Annotated in this window: 16 protein-coding genes; 10 read left to right on the top strand and 6 right to left on the bottom strand. The window is 63.2% G+C overall.

Going from position 1 to position 20,253, the window contains the following annotated elements:
* Positions 1–7: 7 nt before the first annotated feature.
* Positions 8–1,417: a dihydrolipoyl dehydrogenase family protein gene (locus tag ACWF6P_RS23880; RefSeq protein ID WP_452622739.1), complete on the bottom strand. Its 1,410-nt coding sequence runs from the start codon at positions 1,415–1,417 to the stop codon at positions 8–10.
* An 82-nt stretch (positions 1,418–1,499) separates the two neighbouring features.
* Between ACWF6P_RS23880 and ACWF6P_RS23875 the strand changes: the two genes are divergently transcribed.
* The gene (locus ACWF6P_RS23875; RefSeq protein ID WP_378532578.1) at positions 1,500–2,252 is read left to right on the top strand and encodes an SDR family oxidoreductase; all 753 of its coding nucleotides are present in this window, start codon (positions 1,500–1,502) and stop codon (positions 2,250–2,252) included.
* Complete coding sequence (locus ACWF6P_RS23870; protein WP_283302126.1) at positions 2,252–3,574, top strand: NAD(P)/FAD-dependent oxidoreductase; 1,323 nt, start codon at positions 2,252–2,254, stop codon at positions 3,572–3,574. The genes ACWF6P_RS23875 and ACWF6P_RS23870 overlap by 1 nt, the downstream gene beginning before the upstream one ends.
* Before the next feature lie 3 nt (positions 3,575–3,577).
* Here the strand turns inward: ACWF6P_RS23870 and ACWF6P_RS23865 are convergent, their stop codons facing one another.
* Complete coding sequence (locus tag ACWF6P_RS23865; RefSeq protein WP_452622738.1) at positions 3,578–4,081, bottom strand: COG4315 family predicted lipoprotein; 504 nt, start codon at positions 4,079–4,081, stop codon at positions 3,578–3,580.
* Positions 4,082–4,253: 172 nt separating this feature from the next.
* On the opposite strand from ACWF6P_RS23865, the gene ACWF6P_RS23860 reads away from it, so the two are divergent.
* The 4 genes from ACWF6P_RS23860 to ACWF6P_RS23845 are packed head-to-tail and all read left to right on the top strand — an operon-like array spanning position 4,254 to position 8,395.
* Positions 4,254–6,248 (top strand): ArnT family glycosyltransferase, encoded by a 1,995-nt coding sequence (locus ACWF6P_RS23860; protein WP_452622737.1) that lies wholly within the window; start codon positions 4,254–4,256, stop codon positions 6,246–6,248.
* 45 nt (positions 6,249–6,293) lie between these two features.
* The gene (locus ACWF6P_RS23855; protein ID WP_452622736.1) at positions 6,294–6,764 is read left to right on the top strand and encodes a MarR family winged helix-turn-helix transcriptional regulator; all 471 of its coding nucleotides are present in this window, start codon (positions 6,294–6,296) and stop codon (positions 6,762–6,764) included.
* Position 6,765: 1 nt separating this feature from the next.
* Entirely contained in the window at positions 6,766–7,617 is an 852-nt protein-coding gene (locus ACWF6P_RS23850) for an ABC transporter ATP-binding protein (protein ID WP_452622735.1), read from the top strand.
* Positions 7,577–8,395 carry an ABC transporter permease gene (locus ACWF6P_RS23845; RefSeq protein ID WP_452622734.1) on the top strand — a complete coding sequence of 273 codons (819 nt, stop codon included), beginning with the start codon at positions 7,577–7,579 and terminating at the stop codon, positions 8,393–8,395. Before ACWF6P_RS23850 ends, ACWF6P_RS23845 begins: the two co-directional genes overlap by 41 nt.
* A 25-nt stretch (positions 8,396–8,420) precedes the next feature.
* On the opposite strand, the gene ACWF6P_RS23840 is transcribed toward ACWF6P_RS23845, so the two are convergent.
* Positions 8,421–8,864, bottom strand: a complete 444-nt coding sequence (locus ACWF6P_RS23840; RefSeq protein WP_378446399.1) for a helix-turn-helix domain-containing protein — start codon at positions 8,862–8,864, stop codon at positions 8,421–8,423.
* A gap of 939 nt (positions 8,865–9,803) precedes the next feature.
* Between ACWF6P_RS23840 and ACWF6P_RS23835 the strand changes: the two genes are divergently transcribed.
* Complete coding sequence (locus tag ACWF6P_RS23835) at positions 9,804–10,616, top strand: FAD:protein FMN transferase (protein ID WP_452622733.1); 813 nt, start codon at positions 9,804–9,806, stop codon at positions 10,614–10,616.
* A 2-nt stretch (positions 10,617–10,618) separates the two neighbouring features.
* On the opposite strand, the gene pgi is transcribed toward ACWF6P_RS23835, so the two are convergent.
* Positions 10,619–12,274: a glucose-6-phosphate isomerase gene (gene pgi / locus ACWF6P_RS23830; protein ID WP_452622732.1), complete on the bottom strand. Its 1,656-nt coding sequence runs from the start codon at positions 12,272–12,274 to the stop codon at positions 10,619–10,621.
* A 92-nt stretch (positions 12,275–12,366) separates the two neighbouring features.
* On the opposite strand from pgi, the gene ACWF6P_RS23825 reads away from it, so the two are divergent.
* Positions 12,367–13,821, top strand: coding sequence for an NAD-dependent succinate-semialdehyde dehydrogenase (locus tag ACWF6P_RS23825; protein WP_378532597.1), 1,455 nt, complete (start codon positions 12,367–12,369; stop codon positions 13,819–13,821).
* 74 nt (positions 13,822–13,895) lie between these two features.
* Here ACWF6P_RS23825 and ACWF6P_RS23820 read toward each other — a convergent pair whose 3' ends face one another.
* On the bottom strand, positions 13,896–14,222 hold the full coding sequence (locus tag ACWF6P_RS23820; protein WP_019744757.1) for a chorismate mutase: 327 nt from the start codon (positions 14,220–14,222) through the stop codon (positions 13,896–13,898).
* Between the two features lie 316 nt (positions 14,223–14,538).
* Here ACWF6P_RS23820 and pcrA point away from each other — a divergent pair, with 316 nt between their 5' ends.
* On the top strand, positions 14,539–17,031 hold the full coding sequence (pcrA, locus tag ACWF6P_RS23815; RefSeq protein WP_378532599.1) for a DNA helicase PcrA: 2,493 nt from the start codon (positions 14,539–14,541) through the stop codon (positions 17,029–17,031).
* Between the two features lie 76 nt (positions 17,032–17,107).
* Here the strand turns inward: pcrA and ACWF6P_RS23810 are convergent, their stop codons facing one another.
* Entirely contained in the window at positions 17,108–18,130 is a 1,023-nt protein-coding gene (locus ACWF6P_RS23810; protein WP_378446405.1) for a M23 family metallopeptidase, read from the bottom strand.
* Positions 18,131–18,362: 232 nt separating this feature from the next.
* Between ACWF6P_RS23810 and ACWF6P_RS23805 the strand changes: the two genes are divergently transcribed.
* Positions 18,363–20,204 carry a hypothetical protein gene (locus ACWF6P_RS23805; protein ID WP_452622731.1) on the top strand — a complete coding sequence of 614 codons (1,842 nt, stop codon included), beginning with the start codon at positions 18,363–18,365 and terminating at the stop codon, positions 20,202–20,204.
* Positions 20,205–20,253 lie beyond the last annotated feature (49 nt).

The raw sequence follows: 20,253 nt of genomic DNA, 5'->3' as shown, positions 1-20,253 counted from the left end.
GATCGCGTCAGCGGCGAGCCTCCAGCAATCGAAGCCAGACCTCACTGACCGTCGGATAGGAGGGCACCGCATGCCACAGAGTTTCCAGTGGTACGGCGCCGACCACCGCGATTGTCGCCGCATGCACCAGTTCGGATACCTCGGGCCCGGCGAAGGTAGCGCCGAGGATCACGTCGGTGGCCTTGTCGATCACCAACTTCGCGCGTCCCGAGTAGTCGTCACGCAGCAGTGAAGATCCCGCGACGGCGAGTTCGATCTCCACGACTTCGACGTCGTAGCCGTCGTCGCGAGCTTTCTTCTCGGTGCGTCCCACCCCGGCGATCTCGGGTGAGGTGAATACCACCTGGGGAACCTGCCCGTTGTCGGCCGACGCCGTGTATCGAGGTCCGCGCAGTCCCCGACTCTCGGCTCGCGCTGCGATGACGTCTCCGCACACTCTCGCTTGATACTTGCCCATGTGGGTCAGGGGTGAACGGCCGTTGATGTCGCCGACTGCGTAGAGCCACTCACCTTGGGCGCAGAGGTGGTCGTCGGTGGTGACGTACTTGCCGTCCTCGAGGCCGATGGCGGACAAGCCGAGATCGGCAGAGGTCGGACCGCGGCCCGCCGCGACGATGACCTCGTCGACCTCGATCACGCCGGAAGAGGTCTCGATGCTGACGGGTCCTCCGTGGATGTGGCCTTCGCCGGTGTCCTTGGCATCGGGGCGTGAGACCGAGTTGACGTCAGTGCTCAGTCGAACATCCACACCGCGGGCGCCGAGTGCTTCGGCAACCATCGTTCCGGCAAACGGTTCTGCTGATTTCAAGAGAGCATCGCCCCTCACGAGCAGCGTCACGTGAGCGCCGAACGACGACAACCACGTTGCGCACTCCGTTGCGACCACTCCGCCGCCGATGACCGCCACTCGCGACGGAACCTCGTGCAGGTTGGTCGCATCGCGCGAGGTCCACGGGAGCGCCTCGCGCAATCCCGGTGTCTTCGGGACAGTGGCCGTTGTGCCCGTGGCGAGTACTACTGCCTGGCGGGCGCGGAGCTTACGGGTCCCGTCGACGGTCACTGCTCGCTCGCCGTCGATCACTCCGTGGCCTTTGATCACGGTGATACCCACGGAGGTTGCCCAGTCGACCTGGGACGAATCGTCGTGGTTGTGGGTAAACGAGTCGCGCCGTTTCAGGACGGCCTCGACGTCCAGCGGTCCGGCCGGGATCCCGGGCAAGGCGTCGGCCGCTTCGAGGACCTGCCCTGGACGCAGTAACGCCTTGCTGGGCATACAGGCCCAATACGAGCATTCACCGCCGACCAGTTCGTGTTCCACGATTGCGGCGGTGCGATTACTGCCGGCGATGGCGTATGCGGCGGCGTTCTCACCAGCAGGCCCACCGCCGATCACGATGACATCGAATTCGTCGGTCATTGCTCCACGGTATGCCGGATCGGTCCGAGTTCGCTCGGTTACTGCCGGGTACGAGAGCTCGATGGTGGCTACAGTTGCACCCATGACGCGGCAGAAGATTTTGATCACGGGTGCCAGTTCGGGTCTCGGGGAGGAGATGGCCAGGAGATTTGCCGCAGCAGGTCGCGATCTCGCGCTGTGTGCCCGGCGGACGGATCGCCTCGACGCACTTCGCGAGGAGTTGGTGGCCCAGTACCCGTCGATCAGCGTTGCAGTGCGCGAACTCGATGTGACCGAACACGATTCCGTCGTCCGAGTTTTCGGCGAGCTTCGCGACGAGCTGGGCGGTCTGGACCGAGTAATCGTCAATGCCGGGCTCGGCAAGGGCGCGAAGATCGGTACCGGCAAAGCGCACGCGAATCTCGCAACAGCGCAGACAAATTTTGTCGGTGCGCTTTCGCAGTGTGAAGCTGCACTCGAGATCTTCCGCGCGCAGGACGCCGGACACCTGGTTCTCGTGTCCTCGATCAGCGCGGATCGGGGACTACCCGGGCCGAAGGCGGCCTACTCGGCGAGCAAGGCCGGCGTAGCGGCTCTGGGGGAGGCACTCAGTATCGAGTTGTCGCGCACACCCATTCGGGTCACCACGCTGCTGCCAGGCTTCATCAAGACCGACATGTCCGCCGGCGCCGGCGACGATGCTGCGCTCATGGCCAGTTTGGACGAAGGCGTCAGCGCGATGGTCGACGCCATCGAGAAGGAAACCACACGGGCGGCGCTGCCCGGCCTCAAGTGGCAGGGGATAGACGCGGCCCTGCGATTCCTGCCCAACTCCGTGACAGCGAGGTTTGTCTGATGAGCATCCACATCTCGAACGGCAAGCCCCGGGTAGTGATCGTCGGTGGCGGCTTCGGCGGGCTGTACGCGGCGAGACGACTCAAGAAGGCCGACGTCGAGGTCGTTCTGATCGACCGGGGAACCAGCCATGTCTTCCAGCCGCTGCTCTACCAGTGCGCCACCGGCCTGCTCTCCGAAGGGCAGATCGCAAGTCCGCTGCGTCATCTCCTCGAAGACAACAAGAACACGAACGTCGTTCTGGGCGAGGCAAAGTCGGTGGACGCGGACGCCGGGATACTGACCGCCAGCCGCTTCGACGGATCGACCTTCGAATTGCCGTACGACTACCTGATCGTGGCGGCCGGAATGCGGCAGTCGTACCACGGTCAGGACGAGTTCATCAAATGGGCGCCGGGGATGAAAACCCTCGACGACGCTCTGGCGATCAGACGCAGTCTCATTGCCGCGTTCGAGATGGCCGAATCGCTCCCGACGGCGGAGGAGCGTCGACCGTGGCTGACCTTCGCCGTGGCGGGCGGCGGACCCACCGGCGTCGAATTGGCCGGGCAGATCCGTGAATTGGCGATGCACGCGCTGACCAACGAGTTCCGGTCCATCGACCCGGACGAGGCGAGGGTGCTGCTTTTCCACGGGGACGATCGTGTGTTGCCCTCGTTCAGTCGCAAGCTCTCGGCTGCAGCCAAACGCACTCTCGATGGGATAGGCGTCGAGACTCACCTCGGTGTGCACGTCACCGACGTGTGCGAGACCAGCATCGAGACGACGGACAAGAAGACAAAAGAGAAGCGGCAGTACGAGACTCGGACGATTCTGTGGACTGCGGGCGTCGAAGCAGTGCCATTCGCCGAGGCCTTGGCCACAGCACTGGGTGTGAAGCAGGTCGGCGGTGGCCGCATCGAAGTGGAAGCCGATCTGACCGTCCCCGGTCACCCGAACGTCTACGTGGTCGGCGACCTCATGTCTCGTGACAAGCTTGCCGGGGTGGCCGAGGTTGCGATGCAGGGCGGGCGGCACGCCGGGGCCAGGATCGCGGCCACAGTCGAAAACGGCGCACCCAACCGAAAGCCTTTCAAGTACCGCGATCTTGGAACTGCGGCCTACATTTCGCGTCGCCACGCGTTGCTTCAGGCAGGGCCGGTTCAGTTGTCCGGGTTCATCGGGTGGGTGTCCTGGGGAATCATCCACATCGCGTTCCTCGCCGGGTTCCGCAACCGCGCCAGCACCGTGCTGAACTGGGGTGCAACCTTGGCGTCGAAAACTCGTCGGGAACGGGCAATCACGTACGGTGACCCGGAAACCGCTCGGCAGCCGTACAACTGAGGGCTATTCCGTTGTGAACACGGGGTTCCCAGTGGCATCGATCATCCACCACAGGCTGCCGATGCTCTGCCCGTGCATGTCGCCGGGAACCTTGTCGTCGAGGTACCGATAGACGGGCTTGCCGTTGACGGTGATCTGGAAAGACCCCTCCGGTCCGTCGACCGTGCCGATTGCGGCGTCGATGCCCTCGACGATCGGTGAATCGGTGACCGACGTGACCGCCGGCCAGTAGCGCAGGCACGCTTCGTCGCACGAACCTGCTTGGGAGTTCTCCTCGTCCGGGTTGTAGACGTAGACCGTCATGCCCTCGCCGTCGACGGCGATCGTCCCCAGTGGGGAGTCGGCGGTCTTCAGCAGGGGAGCATCAGCAGCGGCCGGTGGTGACAGCGACGTCGAGATGGCGGTGACGTTGTCCGCGCTGTCCCCGGAGTCGAGGGCGTCGGGCGAGCACCCGGTGAGGACGAGGGCGGTACTCGCTACCGTCGCGAACAACCACTGTCTGCGCATGACGTCTCCGTTCTGGGCGGGAGTGCTCGGGACAAGCAATCAGGGATACCCGTTGCGGACGAGCTGAAAACGCGGTGCGGGCGAGGGCAGACCTGACAGGAAGTCGGGTGTCTGACAGGAAACTGCCAGGACCGTGCCAGCGGACGGCCAGGTTGTGGTCGGACAGTGTGGTGTGACCCAGACCAGCGATCAATCGCTCTCCGCACCTCCGGCAGCAGGAGGGCCGCGATCCCACGCCGAGAATATGTGGCGACGCATCGCTCTGGCTGTACTTCTCGTCGGCACTGCGATCGCCTATATCTGGAACATCTCGATCAACGGCAATGCCAACGCGTTCTATGCGGCTGCAGCGCAAGCCGGGTCCCAGGATTGGAAAGCCTTGCTGTTCGGCTCGTTGGATACGTCCAACTTCATCACTGTCGACAAGCCTCCGGTCTCGCAGTGGGCAATGGGACTGTCCGGGCAGCTGTTCGGTTTCAGCAGCGCGAGCATGTTGATTCCCGAGGCCTTGATGGCTGTGGGCGCCGTGGCGCTGATCTATGGCGCCGTCACGCGATTGTCGGGCGCGTGGGCAGGGTTGCTGGCTGGAGTGGTCTTGGCGTTGACTCCGGTTGCCGCGCTGATGTTCAGGTTCGACAATCCCGATGCGGTGATGGTTCTGCTGATGACCGCGGCCGCATACTGCACCGTCCGTGCATTGGAGAAAGCGAGTCCACGTTGGCTGGCGTGGGCTGGGGTCGCATTGGGCTTTGCGTTTCTGGCGAAAATGCTCGAAGGACTGATGGTGATGCCGGCGTTGGCGATTGCATACCTCGTCGTGGCACCTACCTCGTTGCCGAGAAGGCTCCTCCACCTTGTGGGCGCGCTGGTGTCGATGATGATCGCATCCGGGTGGTTCGTCATCTTGACCCTGCTGTGGCCCGCCGACGCGCGTCCTTACCTGGCAGGCTCGACGGACAACAATTTCATGAATTTGGTGTTGGGGTACAACGGATTTGCGCGAATACTCGGTCGAAGCGGCGGAGGGGCTCAGGGCGGGGGATCCGGTCCGGCGCCGGATGCACTCGACGCTGTAACCGGCGGCCGCGGTGGGGGAATGGGCAACGCCGCTCCGGGTATCGGCCGTCTCTTCACCGGTGAGTTCGGATACGAGATTTCGTGGTTGCTACCTTCTGCGTTGCTCGCATTCGTCTTGGTTCTCGTAAGTCGTGGGCGACGGCCTCGAACAGACGTGATCCGCGGTGGTGTCTTGATTTTCGGTGTGTGGTTGATTGTCGATGCGCTGGTCTTCAGCTTCATGAGTGGCACGATCCACGCGTATTACACATTGGCGATCGCACCCGCCATCGCTGCTCTGGTCGGCATCGGTGTTGCTGAGATGTGGTCGATCCGCGAGCGCCTGCTCGGACGAATCGGGTTGGCGGCAATCACCCTGACGGCCGGAGTCTGGGGATACGTTCTTCTCCAACGTAATTCGGGCTGGCTGCCCGAGCTTCGGTGGGTGCTGCTGGCTGCAGTCCTCATCGGCTCGGTAGGGTTCGTCGTCACTTCTGGTTCGCGGCGACGGGTTCTCACGCCGTTGTTGATCGCCTGCGCACTGATCGGCGGTCTCGGTGGTGGCACGGCATACGCGGTGGCGACGTTCGAACAGCCACACACCGGTGGGAGCCCTGCGGTAGGGCCGAAGGCGCAGAACAGTTCTCGAGACGGTCAGTCCGTCGGTGCTAGTGGAATCGGCGGCAGCGGATTCGGTGGTAGTGGATTCGGGGGTGGCGCTGACAGTTCCGCACTGGATTCGATGCTTCGGACGACAACCACGAGATGGTCAGCGGCAATTGACAGGTCCTCGGCAGCAGCAACTTTGGAATTGGGAAGCAACACAGCGGTGATGGCGATCGGTGGTTTCAGTAACGACCCGGCGCCCACCCTGGCCGAGTTCGTCTCGGATGTGACGAACCACCGTGTCACGTACTTTGTCGAGCCCACGCAGACACAGTCTCAGTCTCAGGCTCCGGAAGAGGGTGGTGATCGAGGCGGCGGAAGGGTCGGCGGAAATGCGCGAGCGGGAGGTGGCCACTCCGACATCACCACGTGGGTGCACGCCCACTTCACCCCGACTTCCGTGGACGATTACACGGTCTACGACATGAGTTCTTACACCGCGTAAGCCGACCTCTCGACAATAGCTCTGTTGCAGAGCTATTGTGAGGTTGTGGATGAAACCGGATCAGGCTTTGCGGATGACGTCCTGGAGACGCTCGGTCAATTGCGCCGGGGCACCAGGAAGGCATCGGGGCGGCCGTTTGCGGAACGACCGCTCGGCGGCGCCCAGATCGAACTCGTCAGGTTGCTACGACGCAACCCGGGCCTGTCCGTGGCCGAGGCTGCCGGGCGATTGGGTGTCGCGGCAAATACGGTGTCCACCTTGGTTCGTCAGCTAGTCGACGAGGGAGTGATCGAACGCGTCGCCGACGAGGCCGATCGCCGCGTCGCGCGATTGGTGCTTTCGGACGAGGCGCGCGCCCGCGTCGAGGTGTGGCGTGATCGACGGAGTGTGATTGTCGGTCAGGCATTGTCGACTCTGACCGCAGAAGACAGGACGAGTATCGAGGCTGCGCTACCGGCCCTGTCTCGATTGGCGAGCGCTCTGGCAGCAGCCGGATCAGAAGGCGAGGGGCAGTGAGATGCTGACACAGTGGTGGAAGAGCCGGGCGGCACACGTGCCTGACCCTGGCGCGCCCGCGGTCGAGATCGACTCGGTAACATACAATTTCGGCGATCATCGCGCGGTGGACAACTTGAGTCTGGTCATCAACGCGGGGGAATGCTTCGGCCTGTTGGGTCCCAACGGTGCAGGAAAGACGACGACAATCAGATTGCTCAACACCCTGCTTCCCCTGCAGGAGGGTGACATTCGAATTCTCGGCCGATCCGTTCGCAGCGAAGCGATGACCATTCGGCGTTATCTCGGGTACGTGCCACAACAGCTCTCGATCGAAAGCGCATTGACCGCACGCGAGAACGTGACCTGGTTCGCGCGACTGTACGACGTTCCGCGGTCCGAACGACGCGAGCGCGTTGACCAGGCGCTCGAGATGGTAGATCTGCTCGATTCGGCGGATCGTCTCGCGTCGAGCTTCTCCGGCGGTATGGTGCGACGGCTCGAACTTGCGCAGGCACTGGTGAACCGACCGTCGCTGCTCGTGCTCGACGAGCCGACGGTGGGATTGGATCCCATTGCCCGCGAATCCGTCTGGCAGCGAGTGGCAGAGATGCAGAGGCAGTACGGCATGACCGTCCTGCTCACTACGCATTACATGGAAGAAGCCGACGAGTTGTGTGATCGTGTTGCGTTGATGCATCACGGTGAACTTCGCGCAGTGGGCGAGCCGAGCGCGTTGGCCGCCGAACTGGGACCGGACGCCACTCTCGAAGACGTGTTCCGTCACTACACCGGCGACGATCTCACCGCAGACAAGTCAGGAGGTCTACGCGATGTCCGCACCGCCCGTCGCACAGCGCGCCGCTTGGGCTGATCCCACTAGCAACGGTTTTGCTCGATTGCTGTCGAGAATTTACACATTCTGCCTCGTGGAAGTGCAGAAGTTGCGGCACGATCGGTCTGAATTGGTCACGCGCGCAATACAGCCGATCCTCTGGTTGGTGATCTTCGGTCAGACGTTCAGTCATATCCGAGCGATCCCGACTGGCGACGTCCCCTATCTCGACTTTCTCGCGCCGGGAATCATCGCGCAGTCCGCTCTTTTTGTTGCGATCTTCTACGGAATCCAGATCATCTGGGAGCGTGACGCGGGAGTCCTCACCAAATTGATGGTCACGCCGACCCCGCGCGCTGCATTGGTGACCGGTAAGGCCTTCGCCGCCGGTATCCGCGCTGTCGCCCAAGCAGTGGTGGTCGTCATCGTGGCGGCACTGCTGGGTGTGAGTATGACGTGGAACCCGCTCAAACTGCTCGGGGTCGTGGTCGTCGTTGTGCTGGGCTCCGCGTTTTTTGCCTGCCTGTCGGTCGCGATCGCGGGAATCGTGCTCAAACGAGATCGATTGATGGGCATCGGGCAGGCAATCACCATGCCACTGTTCTTCGCGTCCAACGCTCTGTACCCGGTCGAACTCATGCCGACGTGGGTTCAGTGGCTCAGCCGCATCAACCCGCTCAGCTACGAGGTGTCAGCGCTGCGGGGTCTGCTCATCGGAATGCCGACCGATTACGCCGTCGACTTCGGCGTGCTGATCGGGGCAGCGCTGTTCGGAATCGGCACCGCCTCGGCACTATTGGGCCGCTTGACTCGCTGATCTGACTCGCTGACCTTCACCACGACTAGTCGCGCGTGAACGGTGGGGTGTACGTGCTGCAATCCGGGGGGACGGCCGGGAGTCCTTCGGACGAGCGAAGTTTCTCCGCAATGGACGAGAGCAGATCTTGCGATTCAGGGGAGAGATCAACCGCTTTTATGGCCAGAGAACGCAATTCGCTGTCGTGGAACTCTTCGACAACCGAACGGTCTTCTTCCGGAATCAGTTCGGGATCGTGCCGAGGCGTTGGACCGAAGAAGTACTCGGCGGCAACGCCGAAGTAATCGGCCAATGCCAAAACGACTTGCTCGGACGGATTTGTGCGCACTCCACTTCGGAGTTGCGAGAGGTACGGTGTCGAAATCTTGCATCCTCGTTGTGAAAGGGCTTCCACAACTTGCGCATTCGTCAGTCTTGGGGCTGTGGCCGGGTACAAGGCGTTCAAGCGGTCCTTGAATGAATCGGTCACAATTCCTCCCTCGAGCGTGACCCAGCGTCACAGCTACTTCGCAGTTTTCACATACTAGACGACACGGTTATTCTGGACTCCGGTCGAAAGTTCTTTCACCTGCGGATATTTGGTGCGGCGACATTCCAAAGACTTTGCAAAGTATGTGATTTACACCGCGTACTGACCGTTCGTTTTGCCAAGCTGTGCCAGGGTGGCGTATAAGCTAAATGGCGGTGGTTACCCCGTTGCGCTGCAGGTTCTTTCGGCCGGTCCTATCCATGAGGGTCGATGCATGTACGGCCAGTCTGTAACGCGCGAGAACTGTCGGCGGGCGACGGGAGTTGCATTCCGCGGGTGTTGGCGCGCCGTCCTTACTTGGCGATCGAGTCGACGCCCGCGAGTAGTAACGGGGCGTACTTATCTTCAGTCGCGAGTGGGCAGGCGGGCGCGTCGAGCTGTAGGTCAGGTGTCCTCAATTGCACCGATCGACGTCGATGCCTTCCGAAAAGCGTCCGATCGGTATGTGGCCGATGTTGGAACACAGTACATCTCGTCGGTCGCTAGTATTTCGCATGGTGCTGTCGGCGCCGTCGGCCTGTGCCCGGGACAGATTCGGCAGCCTTCGGCGATGACAAACAGGTCTCGCGGTGCGGTGCCCCCGGCAGGACACGTCGAGTGTCGTCTCTGTATCTTTCGAGCCGGAATAGCTTCTGAGTCCGTAGTAGCCGGCATCCGTTGTAGTAAGACGCCCGTCAGGGCCGCACGGAGGGTGACGGTGACAGGTGGCAATTCTGTCGCACAGATCTTCCGATTCGTTCCCGTCCTGTCCCTCTCGGCTGTCGAAATGCTGCATACCGTGCACCACGCCTGCCTCGACCTGGATCAGCGGCTTGTGGCACGGGGCTTGTTGACCGGCGCATACTGGTTACAACGCGGTGTTTGAAGGGCAGGACTGGCATGGTCAGTGTCGAGAAGTGGGCGATGTGGGACTCCGCCGTGGAGGTGGATGTCACCGAGGGCGCTGCGCTGCCCACTGCGCACGCGTTGATCGCAGCTGCCATCGACGAAACCGAGACAGTGTGCGACCTTCGCCGGGGCGACGCCGAGATTCACGCCGTGAATCTCGCTCAGGGAACTCCGGTCAAAGTGACACGACGTATGTCGGCTCTGCTGCGATCAGCGCTGTGGGCGGCCCGTATGACCGGCGGTGCAGTCAATCCGCTTGCCGACAACTACTCCGAGGACGAATCCATCCCTCCGGTGCATCCCACCCCGACGTTCGAGGACGTTCAGCTCGACGGTGACGTGGTGTACGCGCCGTGGGGTGCGTCATTCGACATCACCGGAGTTGCCAAGGCGGACACAGTCGATCGCGCCGCGCAGATCGTCGCTGCCGAACTGCAATGTGGCGTCGCCGTCCGGATCGGCGACGTGATCGCCACTGCCGGCCATGCGCCCGCCGGTGGCTGGCAGATTCCGGTGCCGGGCAGCGAAGAAGTCGAGCTGATCAACGGAACCGCGATGGCGACGGCGCGGGCGGTAGAGCTGCCCACCTGGGAACCCAACCAGGAGCGACCCTCCACGGAGTGGGCGCAAGTCTCGGTGATCGCGGATGACGCAGTGTGGGCGTACGCCGCGAGCGAAGCAGCATTGATCCGAGGCATCAGTGCCATCAAATGGGTTGAACAGCAAGAGCTTCGCGCTCGGCTCGTCGACCGATCCGGGCGTGTGTACACAACGGGGAGTTGGTTCGGCCCAGCCGCCGCGTGAAGTCAGGCCCGTCCGCGCTCCTTGCGGTACCACTGCACCAGAGCATCGGTAGATGTGTCGCCGAGGTCGCCGGGTGCCTTATCGGAGGACAGTGCAGGCCCAAGTTCCAGTGCCTGCGTCTTGCCGAGTTCGACGCCCCACTGATCGAACGGATTGACACCCCATACGGCACCTTCGACAAATACCTGGTGCTCGTAGAGGGCGATCAACTGACCGACCACCGAGGGTGTCAATTCCTTCGCCAAGATGGTGCTCGAAGGCCGGTTGCCTGGCATCACCTTGTGCGGCACCAACTCTGGTGCCGTGCCCTCCGACGCGATCTCTTCGGCCGTCTTGCCGAACGCGAGAACCTTGGTCTGAGCGAAGAAGTTACTCATGAGCAGATCGTGCATGGATCCCGTGCCGTCCGCCGTCGGCAGATCGTCGGTGGATTCCGCGAACCCGATGAAATCGGCAGGCACGAGCCAGGTGCCCTGATGCAGGAGTTGATAGAACGCGTGCTGCCCGTTGGTTCCAGGCTCGCCCCAGAAGATCTCACCGGTGGACGTGGTTACCGGTGAGCCGTCGGCGCGCACCGACTTGCCGTTGGATTCCATGGTCAGCTGCTGCAGGTACGCGGGAAAGCGCAACAAATCGTTGGAGTACGGCAGAACTGCGCGGGACTGAGCTCCGAAGAAGTTGGAGTACCAGAGCCCGATGAGACCGAGGAGTACCGGCGCGTTCTGCTCGAGCGGTTGGTTTCGGAAATGCGTGTCGATCTGGTGGAAACCGTCGAGGAACTCCGCAAAACGGACGGGTCCGACGGCGCACATGACCGACAAGCCGATCGCCGAGTCGACCGAGTAGCGCCCGCCGACCCAATCCCAGAAACCGAACATGTTCGCGGTGTCGATGCCGAACTCCGCCACGCGGTCACCGTGGGTGGAGACTGCGACGAAATGCTTGGCTACGGCGGAGACGTCTTCGCTGCCCAGGCCGGCGAACAGCCAACGCTTTGCCGCAGTCGCGTTGGTGAGCGTCTCGAGGGTGGAGAAGGTCTTGGACGCGACGATGAAGAGCGTCGTCTCCGGATCGAGGTCGTCGAGCTGCCCGACCAGATCGACAGGGTCGATGTTGGAGACGAACCGGACGCTGATTCCGGCGTCGGCGTAATGCCGTAGCGCGCGATAGACCATCACGGGCCCGAGGTCGGAACCGCCGATACCGATGTTGACGATGGTACGGATGCGCTTGCCGGTGGCGCCGGTCCACTCGCCACTGCGCACGCGATACGCGAAAGCGCCCATCGCGTCCAGAACCTCGTGAACGTCCGCGACGACGTCCTGACCGTCGACGGTCAGAGCAGAATCCTTCGGCAGACGCAGCGCTGTGTGCAGCACGGCGCGGTCTTCAGAGGTGTTGATGTGATCACCCGCGAACATCGCGTCGCGTCGTGCTTCGACGCCGGCCTCGCGGGCAAGGTCTACGAGCAGCGTGAGAGTCTCGTGGCTGACACGATGCTTGCTGTAGTCGATGTGAAGATCACCGGCGTCGATCGTCAGCTCTCGCCCTCGGGCTGGATCGTCCTGGAAGAGTTCTCGCAGGTGAACGCCTTCGATGTCGGCGTAATGAGCGCGCAGTTTCTGCCAGGCTGAGGTTCCGGTGATATCAGTGCTCACGATCATCGACTTTAGTGGCACGGGCTGGAAACTTCCTCGCGAGTCTTACTCGCCCGCAGACGTACGCGCCTGCGGCGAGCATCATGGAACTTATGGACACATTCGAATTCATTCGATCAGTTCCCACCCAGTTGTTCGTCGGCGGCCGGTTCGTGCCCGCGGAGAACAACGCGACCTTTCCGGTGTCGGATCCGGCGACCGGGAAACCGTTGACCGATGTCGCCGATGCGAGCCCAGCGGACGCGCTGCGCGCCCTCGACGAAGCAGTGGCGGTCTCGCCGAAGTGGGCGAGCACACCTGCGCGCGAGCGTGGGGAAATCCTGCGAGCCGTCTTCGAGAAGATCACCGAGCGCGCCGAGGACGTGGCGCTGCTGATGACCCTCGAAATGGGTAAGGCGCTCGCCGAAAGCCGCGCCGAGGTGAAGTACGGGGCGGAGTTCTTCCGGTGGTTCAGCGAGGAGGCCGTTCGCATCGGCGGGCGCTACACACCGGCGCCGGCGGGCAACGGCCGGATCCTCGTCACAAAGGCGCCGGTGGGACCGTGTCTGGCCATCACGCCTTGGAACTTCCCGTTGGCGATGGGTACCCGGAAGATCGGACCGGCCTTGGCTGCCGGATGCACGATCATCGTCAAGCCCGCCTCGGAGACCCCGTTGACGATGCTGCTGCTCGCCCAGCTCATGGCCGAGGCAGGGCTGCCAGACGGTGTCCTCTCGGTGTTGCCGACGTCGAAATCCGGTGAAGTGACCGGCCCGCTCATCGACGACCCGCGACTGCGCAAGCTCACCTTCACCGGGTCCACCGGCGTCGGCAAGATGCTCGTGGAGAAGTCCGCGAAGCGCTTGCTCCGCACGTCGATGGAACTGGGTGGCAACGCACCCTTCGTCGTGTTCGACGACGCGGACGTCGACAAGGCCGTCGAAGGCGCGGTCCTGGCCAAGCTCCGCAACGGGGGCGAAGCCTGCACTGCCGCCAACCGCTTCCACGTCGCCAACGCGGTGCGTGAAGAGTTCACGACCAAACTGACCGAGAAGATGGCGGCATTCACGATGGGACCGGGGACTGACCCGGAGACCAAGCTCGGGCCGTTGATCAACCAGGATCAGCTCGACACCGTCGCAGAGCTGGTCGCAGACGCGGTGGACGCCGGGGCAAAGGTGCGACTGGGCGGCGAAGCGCCAGGTGGTGAAGGGTACTTCTATCCCGCCACGGTGCTAGCCGACGTTCCGGCGAGCGCACGGATTCTGAAGGAAGAAGTGTTCGGGCCCGTCGCCGCAATCACCGGTTTCGACACCGAAGACGAGGGAATCGCGGCCGCCAACGACACCGAATTCGGATTGGCCGCATACATCTTCACGAAGGATCTCGACCGTGCACTTCGCGTTTCCGACGCTCTGGAATCAGGAATGATCGGCGTCAACCGCGGAGTGATCTCGGACGCGGCAGCGCCGTTCGGTGGTGTGAAGGAATCCGGATTCGGCCGCGAGGGCGGGACCGAGGGGATCGAGGAATACCTCGACACGAAGTACATCGCGCTCGAGAGCTGATACACACGCGAACGGCCACATCGGGACTACCAGAGGCATCCGATGTGGCCGTTCGTGAATGATCGGCGTGTGCGCTAGTGGCCCAGGCGTCCTCGGCCCAGACGCAGGAGCAGCATCGCGAGAGTGTGGCCTTCCTGGCCGAGCTCGTTGAACCGTTCGAGGACCTTCATCTCCCGGCTGTGCACCAGACGCGGACCACCCGATGCCATCCGGGTGCGGCCGATGATCTGGGAGACCTCGGAGCGGCGTTTGATGGCCGCGAGGATCTCGGCGTCGAGACGGTCGATTTCTTTCCGTAGTTCGTCGATCTCCGCCTCACTCTGGGGGATCTCGACGTCCGTCGGAGCAGTATTTACGGTATTTACAGTATTTCCATTGGGTGCTGCAGCCTGGGTGCTCATTGCTATTCGTCTCCTCTTCCTACTGCGTGGATCGTGGTCTCGGCTCGGGTCGTTACCGATCCAGGCACACTGACGAAAATGCCCCGGATCCAATTCGGACCAGGGGCGGGTGAGCTGTTCAGATCACGTGCACCGAGGTCCGGGGCACGTAAAGTAACGCCACAGCGGACCGACAGGGTCGGCCGTGTTGTCGCGAACGGAAATGCTGAACATAGCGTCCAGTTTGCCATGTTCGACACAAGGAATCCAAGTGCCTCTACCAGCAGGTGGACGCACTGACGACCGTGTCGGTGGACGCCGGTAGCGTGGACAGGCGATGAACACGTACCCAGCACTCGGTGAGCACGACGGACATTCCCATCACGACGGGGGCGGCGCGCGGGGACACGACGCGGGTTCGGACGCCCTCCTCGAGGGACTCAACCCGCAGCAACGCGAGGCCGTGGTCCATACCGGTTCACCGTTGCTGATCGTCGCGGGTGCCGGCTCGGGCAAGACGGCAGTGCTGACGCGTCGCATCGCCTATCTGCTGGCCGAACGGGGCGTCACTCCCGGCCAGATCCTGGCCATCACGTTCACCAACAAGGCTGCAGCCGAGATGCGTGAGCGTGTGGCCGCGCTTGTCGGACCGCGCGCAAACGCCATGTGGGTATCGACGTTCCACTCGAGTTGTGTTCGCATCCTGCGGGCACAGGCGGCGCTCCTGCCCGGTCTCAACTCGAATTTCTCGATCTACGATTCCGACGACTCGCGTCGACTGCTGACGATGATCTCGAAGGACCTCGAGCTCGACACCAAACGATTCTCCGCGCGGCTTCTCGCCACGCACATCTCCAACCTCAAGAACGAACTCGTCGGACCGGAAGAAGCGGTTGTCGCGGCCGATCAGGATCCGGCGGAACTGCCGCGACTGATCGCCAAGGTCTACGGCCACTACCAACAGCGACTGCGTGCTGCGAACGCACTCGACTTCGACGACCTCATCGGCGAGACCGTTGCGCTCTTGCAGGCGTTTCCGCAGATCGCCGAGTACTACCGTCGCCGCTTCCGTCACGTACTCGTCGACGAGTACCAGGACACCAACCACGCGCAGTACATGCTGGTGCGTGAACTGGTCGGCGGTGCCGGTGAGTCCGACCACGCTGTTGCACCGGCCGAGCTGTGTGTCGTCGGTGACGCCGATCAGTCGATCTACGCATTCCGCGGAGCCACCATCCGCAACATCGAAGAGTTCGAACGCGACTACCCGGACGCCCGAACCATCCTGCTCGAACAGAACTACCGCTCGACGCAGAACATCCTCTCGGCAGCCAACTCCGTGATCTCCAAGAACACCGGACGGCGAGAAAAGCGCCTGTGGACCGATTCCGGTGAGGGCGAACTGATCGTCGGTTACGTTGCAGACAACGAGCACGACGAAGCATCGTTCGTCGCCTCGGAGATCGATCGCTTGGTGGACCAGGGCGAGACCAAGTTCGCCGACATCGCGGTCTTCTACCGGACCAACAACTCCTCACGTGCGCTCGAGGAAATCTTCATCCGACTCGGTGTGCCGTACAAGGTGGTCGGCGGCGTTCGCTTCTACGAACGCAAGGAAGTTCGGGACATCGTCGCGTACCTGCGCGTCCTCGCCAACGAGGACGACACCGTGAGCCTGCGACGCATTCTCAACACACCACGACGCGGTATCGGTGATCGAGCCGAAGCCTGCGTCGCCGTGCACTCCGAGCACCGCAACATCAGCTTCGCCGCCGCACTGCGCGACGGCGCGGAAGGCAAAGTGGCGCTGCTCAATACGCGTTCACAGAAGGCCATCGCGTCGTTCCTCGAGATGATGGACGGACTGCGGGCCCTGCTGCCGACAGCAGCGGCCGACGAGGACGAACCCTTCGAGCTCGGTGACATCGGTGAGGTCGCCGAGGCGGTGCTCGAGCGAACCGGCTATCGCGCCGAACTGGCGGCGAGCAGCGATCCGCAGGACGGCGCTCGGCTCGACAACTTGAACGAACTCGTCAGTGTGGCAAGAGAATTCAGTTCCGACGCACGAAACGCAGCGGGGCTGATAGATCCGGACGACGAGGAAACGGCAGCCATGCGCGAAGGTGAACCCGATCCGGGTTCGCTCGCCGCGTTCCTCGAACGCGTATCGCTTGTCGCCGACGCCGATCAACTACCGGACTCCGACGACGGCGTCGTGACCATGATGACGCTTCACACCGCCAAGGGCCTCGAGTTTCCGGTCGTCTTCGTCACCGGCTGGGAGGACGGACAGTTCCCGCACATGCGCGCCCTCGGCGATCCTGCAGAGCTGTCCGAAGAGCGTCGACTCGCCTACGTCGGCATCACCCGAGCCAGGCAGCGCCTGTACCTGACGCGAGCGATCATGCGTTCGGCATGGGGGCAACCGATCCAGAACCCGGCGTCACGGTTCATCCAGGAGATCCCGGAGGACCTGATCAACTGGCGCCGCGAGGATCCGGGTACCGGTGGTGGATTCGGAAGTGGGAGGCCGGGTTACGGCAGCGGAAGCCGCTACGGCAGCCAGGGCGGCCAGGGTTACGGCGGCGGACAGGGCTATGGGGGAGGGGCAGGCAAGGCTGCGTCGACTCCCAGTTTCGGAGCCGCGCGTGGCCGCAACAACGTTCTGGTCCTCACCACGGGTGATCGCGTCAGTCACGACAAGTACGGTCTGGGGACCGTTCTCGAAACCAAGGGCACCGGACCCACCGCGACGGTCACCATCGACTTCGGTAGCGCGGGCAAGGTGCGGTTGATGCTCATCGGTGGTGTGCCGATGGTCAAGCTGTAGAAGGCAGACAAAAACTTCCGGCCCGCACCTTTTCAGGTGCGGGCCGGAAGTTTTTTCAGAAGTGTCGGGCTTGCGATCAGTCCTGCTCGATACCGAGGCTGATGCCGCGCGAGGCGAGCCAGGGGAGGGGGTCGATCTTGTTCTCGCCGGCGAGGTGAACCTCGAAGTGAAGGTGCGGGCCGGTGGAGAAGCCGCGGTTGCCGACAGTGGCGATCTGGTCGCCGGCCATGACCTGCTGACCGACGGTGACGGTCGAGGTGTCGATGTGGCCGTAGACGGTGATCGTTCCGTCGGCATGCTGCAGGCGGACCCACATGCCGAATCCGGAAGCCGGGCCCGAATCGATGACCTTGCCGTCGGCGACGGCGACGATGGGAGTCCCGATCGGGGCAGCGATGTCGACGCCCGCGTGCAGGGTGCCCCAGCGGGTACCGAAGTTGGACGTGAAGGTTCCGACTGCGGGCAGGACGAACAGCGGGCGACGGGCAGCGGCTTCGCGTGCGGCGCGCTCGTCACTGAAACGCTGGCCCTTGGCAAGCAGGTTGCTGAACTGGGAGAGGTCGGTCGGCGCTGCAACGTTGAGAACCTGGGGAGCGTCGGCCTCGGTGGTGGCTGCCGTGGAGGTGGCCGGCGCGAACTGAGCGGCCTGCGGTTCTGCGGTGGTGCCGATCGCGGAGGACTCGTTGGCGAGTGCAACTTCCGAGTGGTCGGCGGCGGAAGAGGAACCGTCGTTGATGACTGCCTGGCCCGCAGCGACAACTGCGCCGGCTGCAACGGCCAGAACGGCGGCGCGGCCCTTGAGTGCGGAAGGAGGGGTGGGGAGTCGGTGGGCACCGCTGCGGCGAACCGGAGATTCGACATCGACTGTCGGTGCGGAGGAGGAGTAAGTGGGAGCGCTGATCACGTCGGACTCGACGAACTCGTGAGAGTCGGATTCTGACGACGTGGAGGATGAATTTCGAATGAACATATCGGTAGAGATCTCAGAACTTTTAGTCTCGGTGTAACGCCTGGCCGAGTGCGTTGGATAAGTGGTCGTGACCTCGTCATGTGCTGGGTTCGAGAACCTACTAGCGGTGAACTGGCTGCGGTGATGCATATGCCGGTTCTCTCCTCGAGTTCGTGATCAGCCCGTGACTTAGACCGACTGACGGTAACGAAATGATTGCGATGGGCGCAAGCCGTAGCGGAAACCTGTCCGATTATGTGACGTGCCTCACAGGTTGACCTGGGAATATGTCGATTCGGGCAAAACGGACGAATCATCTCGTTTCGTGATCAAGCGTGTCACAACCGGATCACCGGTCCACACAGGCACTACCGTCGATCGAGTGTCCACAACACCTGGAACTACGTCGCAGGCACGTTTCGACGATCCCCGAGTGAAGTCGGGGGCGCCCCTCGCGGCGGCAACCGGATTGCTCGGAGCCCTCGCAGTGGCGGCCGGTCCCGTCGTCGGAGTCGGGAGTGGCCGCGGGATCGACACGACGGGTGCTCTTGCTTCTGCAGCACTCTTCGCCGCTGTCTGCGTGATCATCGTGCCGCTGGTTGCAGTGCTTGCTTCGAGTCGCAGACCCGCTTTTGCCGGTGGACTCCTGGCAGGTATCGGCGCGGTGTCGCTCGGGGCCGCAATTCTGGACGTCCAGTTGTTCGTCGACGCAATCGATGCAAACCGCTTGGACCTTTTCCGCCCGATATCTGCGGGATCGATCGATGCAGGTCCGGGTGCCTACCTCGCGCTCGTCGGCCACGGCCTCCTTGTCATGTCCGGCGTCCTCGGGCTCATGGTCGTCCATCGTGAATCGGAACGAGACGGATACGGCAGTGCGCGCGCCGCAGAATTCGACGGGCGATCCGTTGGCGGGCGGATCGGTGGGTGGCCGACAGCGCTGCTGATTCTGGCCGCAGTGGTGTTCGTGCTCTCCCTGTTCGGTCCTTCCTTCAGTTCGCAGGATCCGATCTTCCTGGTGAAACCACTCGTCGACTCGGCGGCGGCCACCGCTGTCGGTGCGGGATTGGTCGGCGTCGCGGTACTCGTGGCGGTCGCGGCGGCGTTGACGTCCATCTCGCTGCCGGTTGGCTGCGGCGCGCTGATCGGTGTCGGTCTCGGCGCGCTGGCAGTCAGCGGCACCAAGGTGGTGGCCGGGTTCGCGGCCGGTGATCGGATCGGGGTCGGATCGGGTTCCGTCGTCGGGGCGCTGGCAGCGGTGGTCATCGTCGTCATCGGAGTTTCAGCGCACTATCTGGCGTCCAGCCGCGAAGCTGACGCGATTCCCGCCGCCAGTGAGGTCCGCGCTCCTGCGAAGACGACGAAGGGGGCACTCAAAGCAGCCATGGTGGCTCAGTCCCGGGCAGCGCAAGCGCGGGTGAACAGACTCCACCGCGTGGCCGGAATTGGCGCAGTTGTCACGGCAGCAGTGGCAGCCTTGGGCGCGGCCCTTCCGGTCCTGTCGTTGCCGGCGGGCATCCCGGAACCGTCGATTCTTTCGTCTCGAGTTGTCCTGCTCGCCGCTGCCGTACTGCTGCTCGCCGCGCTGGGTCTCTTCGTTCCGGGCCGCGCCGCCGTGGTGCGTCCGGCCGTCGGAGTGTTGTGGACAACGGTCGTGATGGGAGTCGCCGCGGTCATGCAGTCGGCAGTCATCGCGACGGACGTTCCGGGCGTCGGGCTGGGAGCCGGAGCCTTCGTCCTCTGCGGGGCGGCTCTACTCGCCGCGGCGACGGGACTGCTCGTCTGGTTGGCAGGAAGCGCCGAACGTGAGGACGTCGACACGTCGGTAGGCGGCGGTTCGAGACGGCTGGTACTTCTGGTCGGTGGGATCGGCGGCGTCGCGGTCTTGATCGGAACGGCGCTTCCGCTCTATCAAGGCGACGCGTACAGGGCGGCGTCAGTTCTGGAGTGGCCGTGGGGAATTGACGTCTGGGGACAACTGCTCGTCGGCGTCGCCGTCGTGATCGCCGCGGTGATCGCTGCGTCTGCGCGGCCGACACAGGGCGTAGTACTGCTGATCGGATCTGCCGCGGCAGCTCTGGTGTACGTCAGTGAGTGGCCGCTCACGTCATCGCGCATATCGGACGCAACGGTGGGGGTGGGTGCGATCACAGCAGCCACGGGCATAGTGTTGCTTCTCGTTGCAGCGTTCTCGAGCGCAAGAATCAGTGAGACTGATGCTTGACAAATTCGGTGTGGCCACCTTGCCGAATCGGTGAGGCGTGCCTCATTGG

It is taken from the genome of Rhodococcus sp. NPDC055024, assembly GCF_053608585.1.
Note: the sequence above shows the minus strand (reverse complement) of the source record. Positions and strands in the feature narration are given on the sequence as shown.

Coding starts and splice junctions, on each gene's coding strand:
- ACWF6P_RS23880 (WP_452622739.1), bottom strand. CDS start 1,417: ATGACCGACGAATTCGATGTCATCGTGATCGGCGGTGGGCCTGCTGGT.
- ACWF6P_RS23875 (WP_378532578.1), top strand. CDS start 1,500: ATGACGCGGCAGAAGATTTTGATCACGGGTGCCAGTTCGGGTCTCGGG.
- ACWF6P_RS23870 (WP_283302126.1), top strand. CDS start 2,252: ATGAGCATCCACATCTCGAACGGCAAGCCCCGGGTAGTGATCGTCGGT.
- ACWF6P_RS23865 (WP_452622738.1), bottom strand. CDS start 4,081: ATGCGCAGACAGTGGTTGTTCGCGACGGTAGCGAGTACCGCCCTCGTC.
- ACWF6P_RS23850 (WP_452622735.1), top strand. CDS start 6,766: ATGCTGACACAGTGGTGGAAGAGCCGGGCGGCACACGTGCCTGACCCT.
- ACWF6P_RS23845 (WP_452622734.1), top strand. CDS start 7,577: ATGTCCGCACCGCCCGTCGCACAGCGCGCCGCTTGGGCTGATCCCACT.
- ACWF6P_RS23835 (WP_452622733.1), top strand. CDS start 9,804: ATGGTCAGTGTCGAGAAGTGGGCGATGTGGGACTCCGCCGTGGAGGTG.
- ACWF6P_RS23825 (WP_378532597.1), top strand. CDS start 12,367: ATGGACACATTCGAATTCATTCGATCAGTTCCCACCCAGTTGTTCGTC.
- ACWF6P_RS23820 (WP_019744757.1), bottom strand. CDS start 14,222: ATGAGCACCCAGGCTGCAGCACCCAATGGAAATACTGTAAATACCGTA.
- pcrA (WP_378532599.1), top strand. CDS start 14,539: ATGAACACGTACCCAGCACTCGGTGAGCACGACGGACATTCCCATCAC.
- ACWF6P_RS23810 (WP_378446405.1), bottom strand. CDS start 18,130: ATGCATCACCGCAGCCAGTTCACCGCTAGTAGGTTCTCGAACCCAGCA.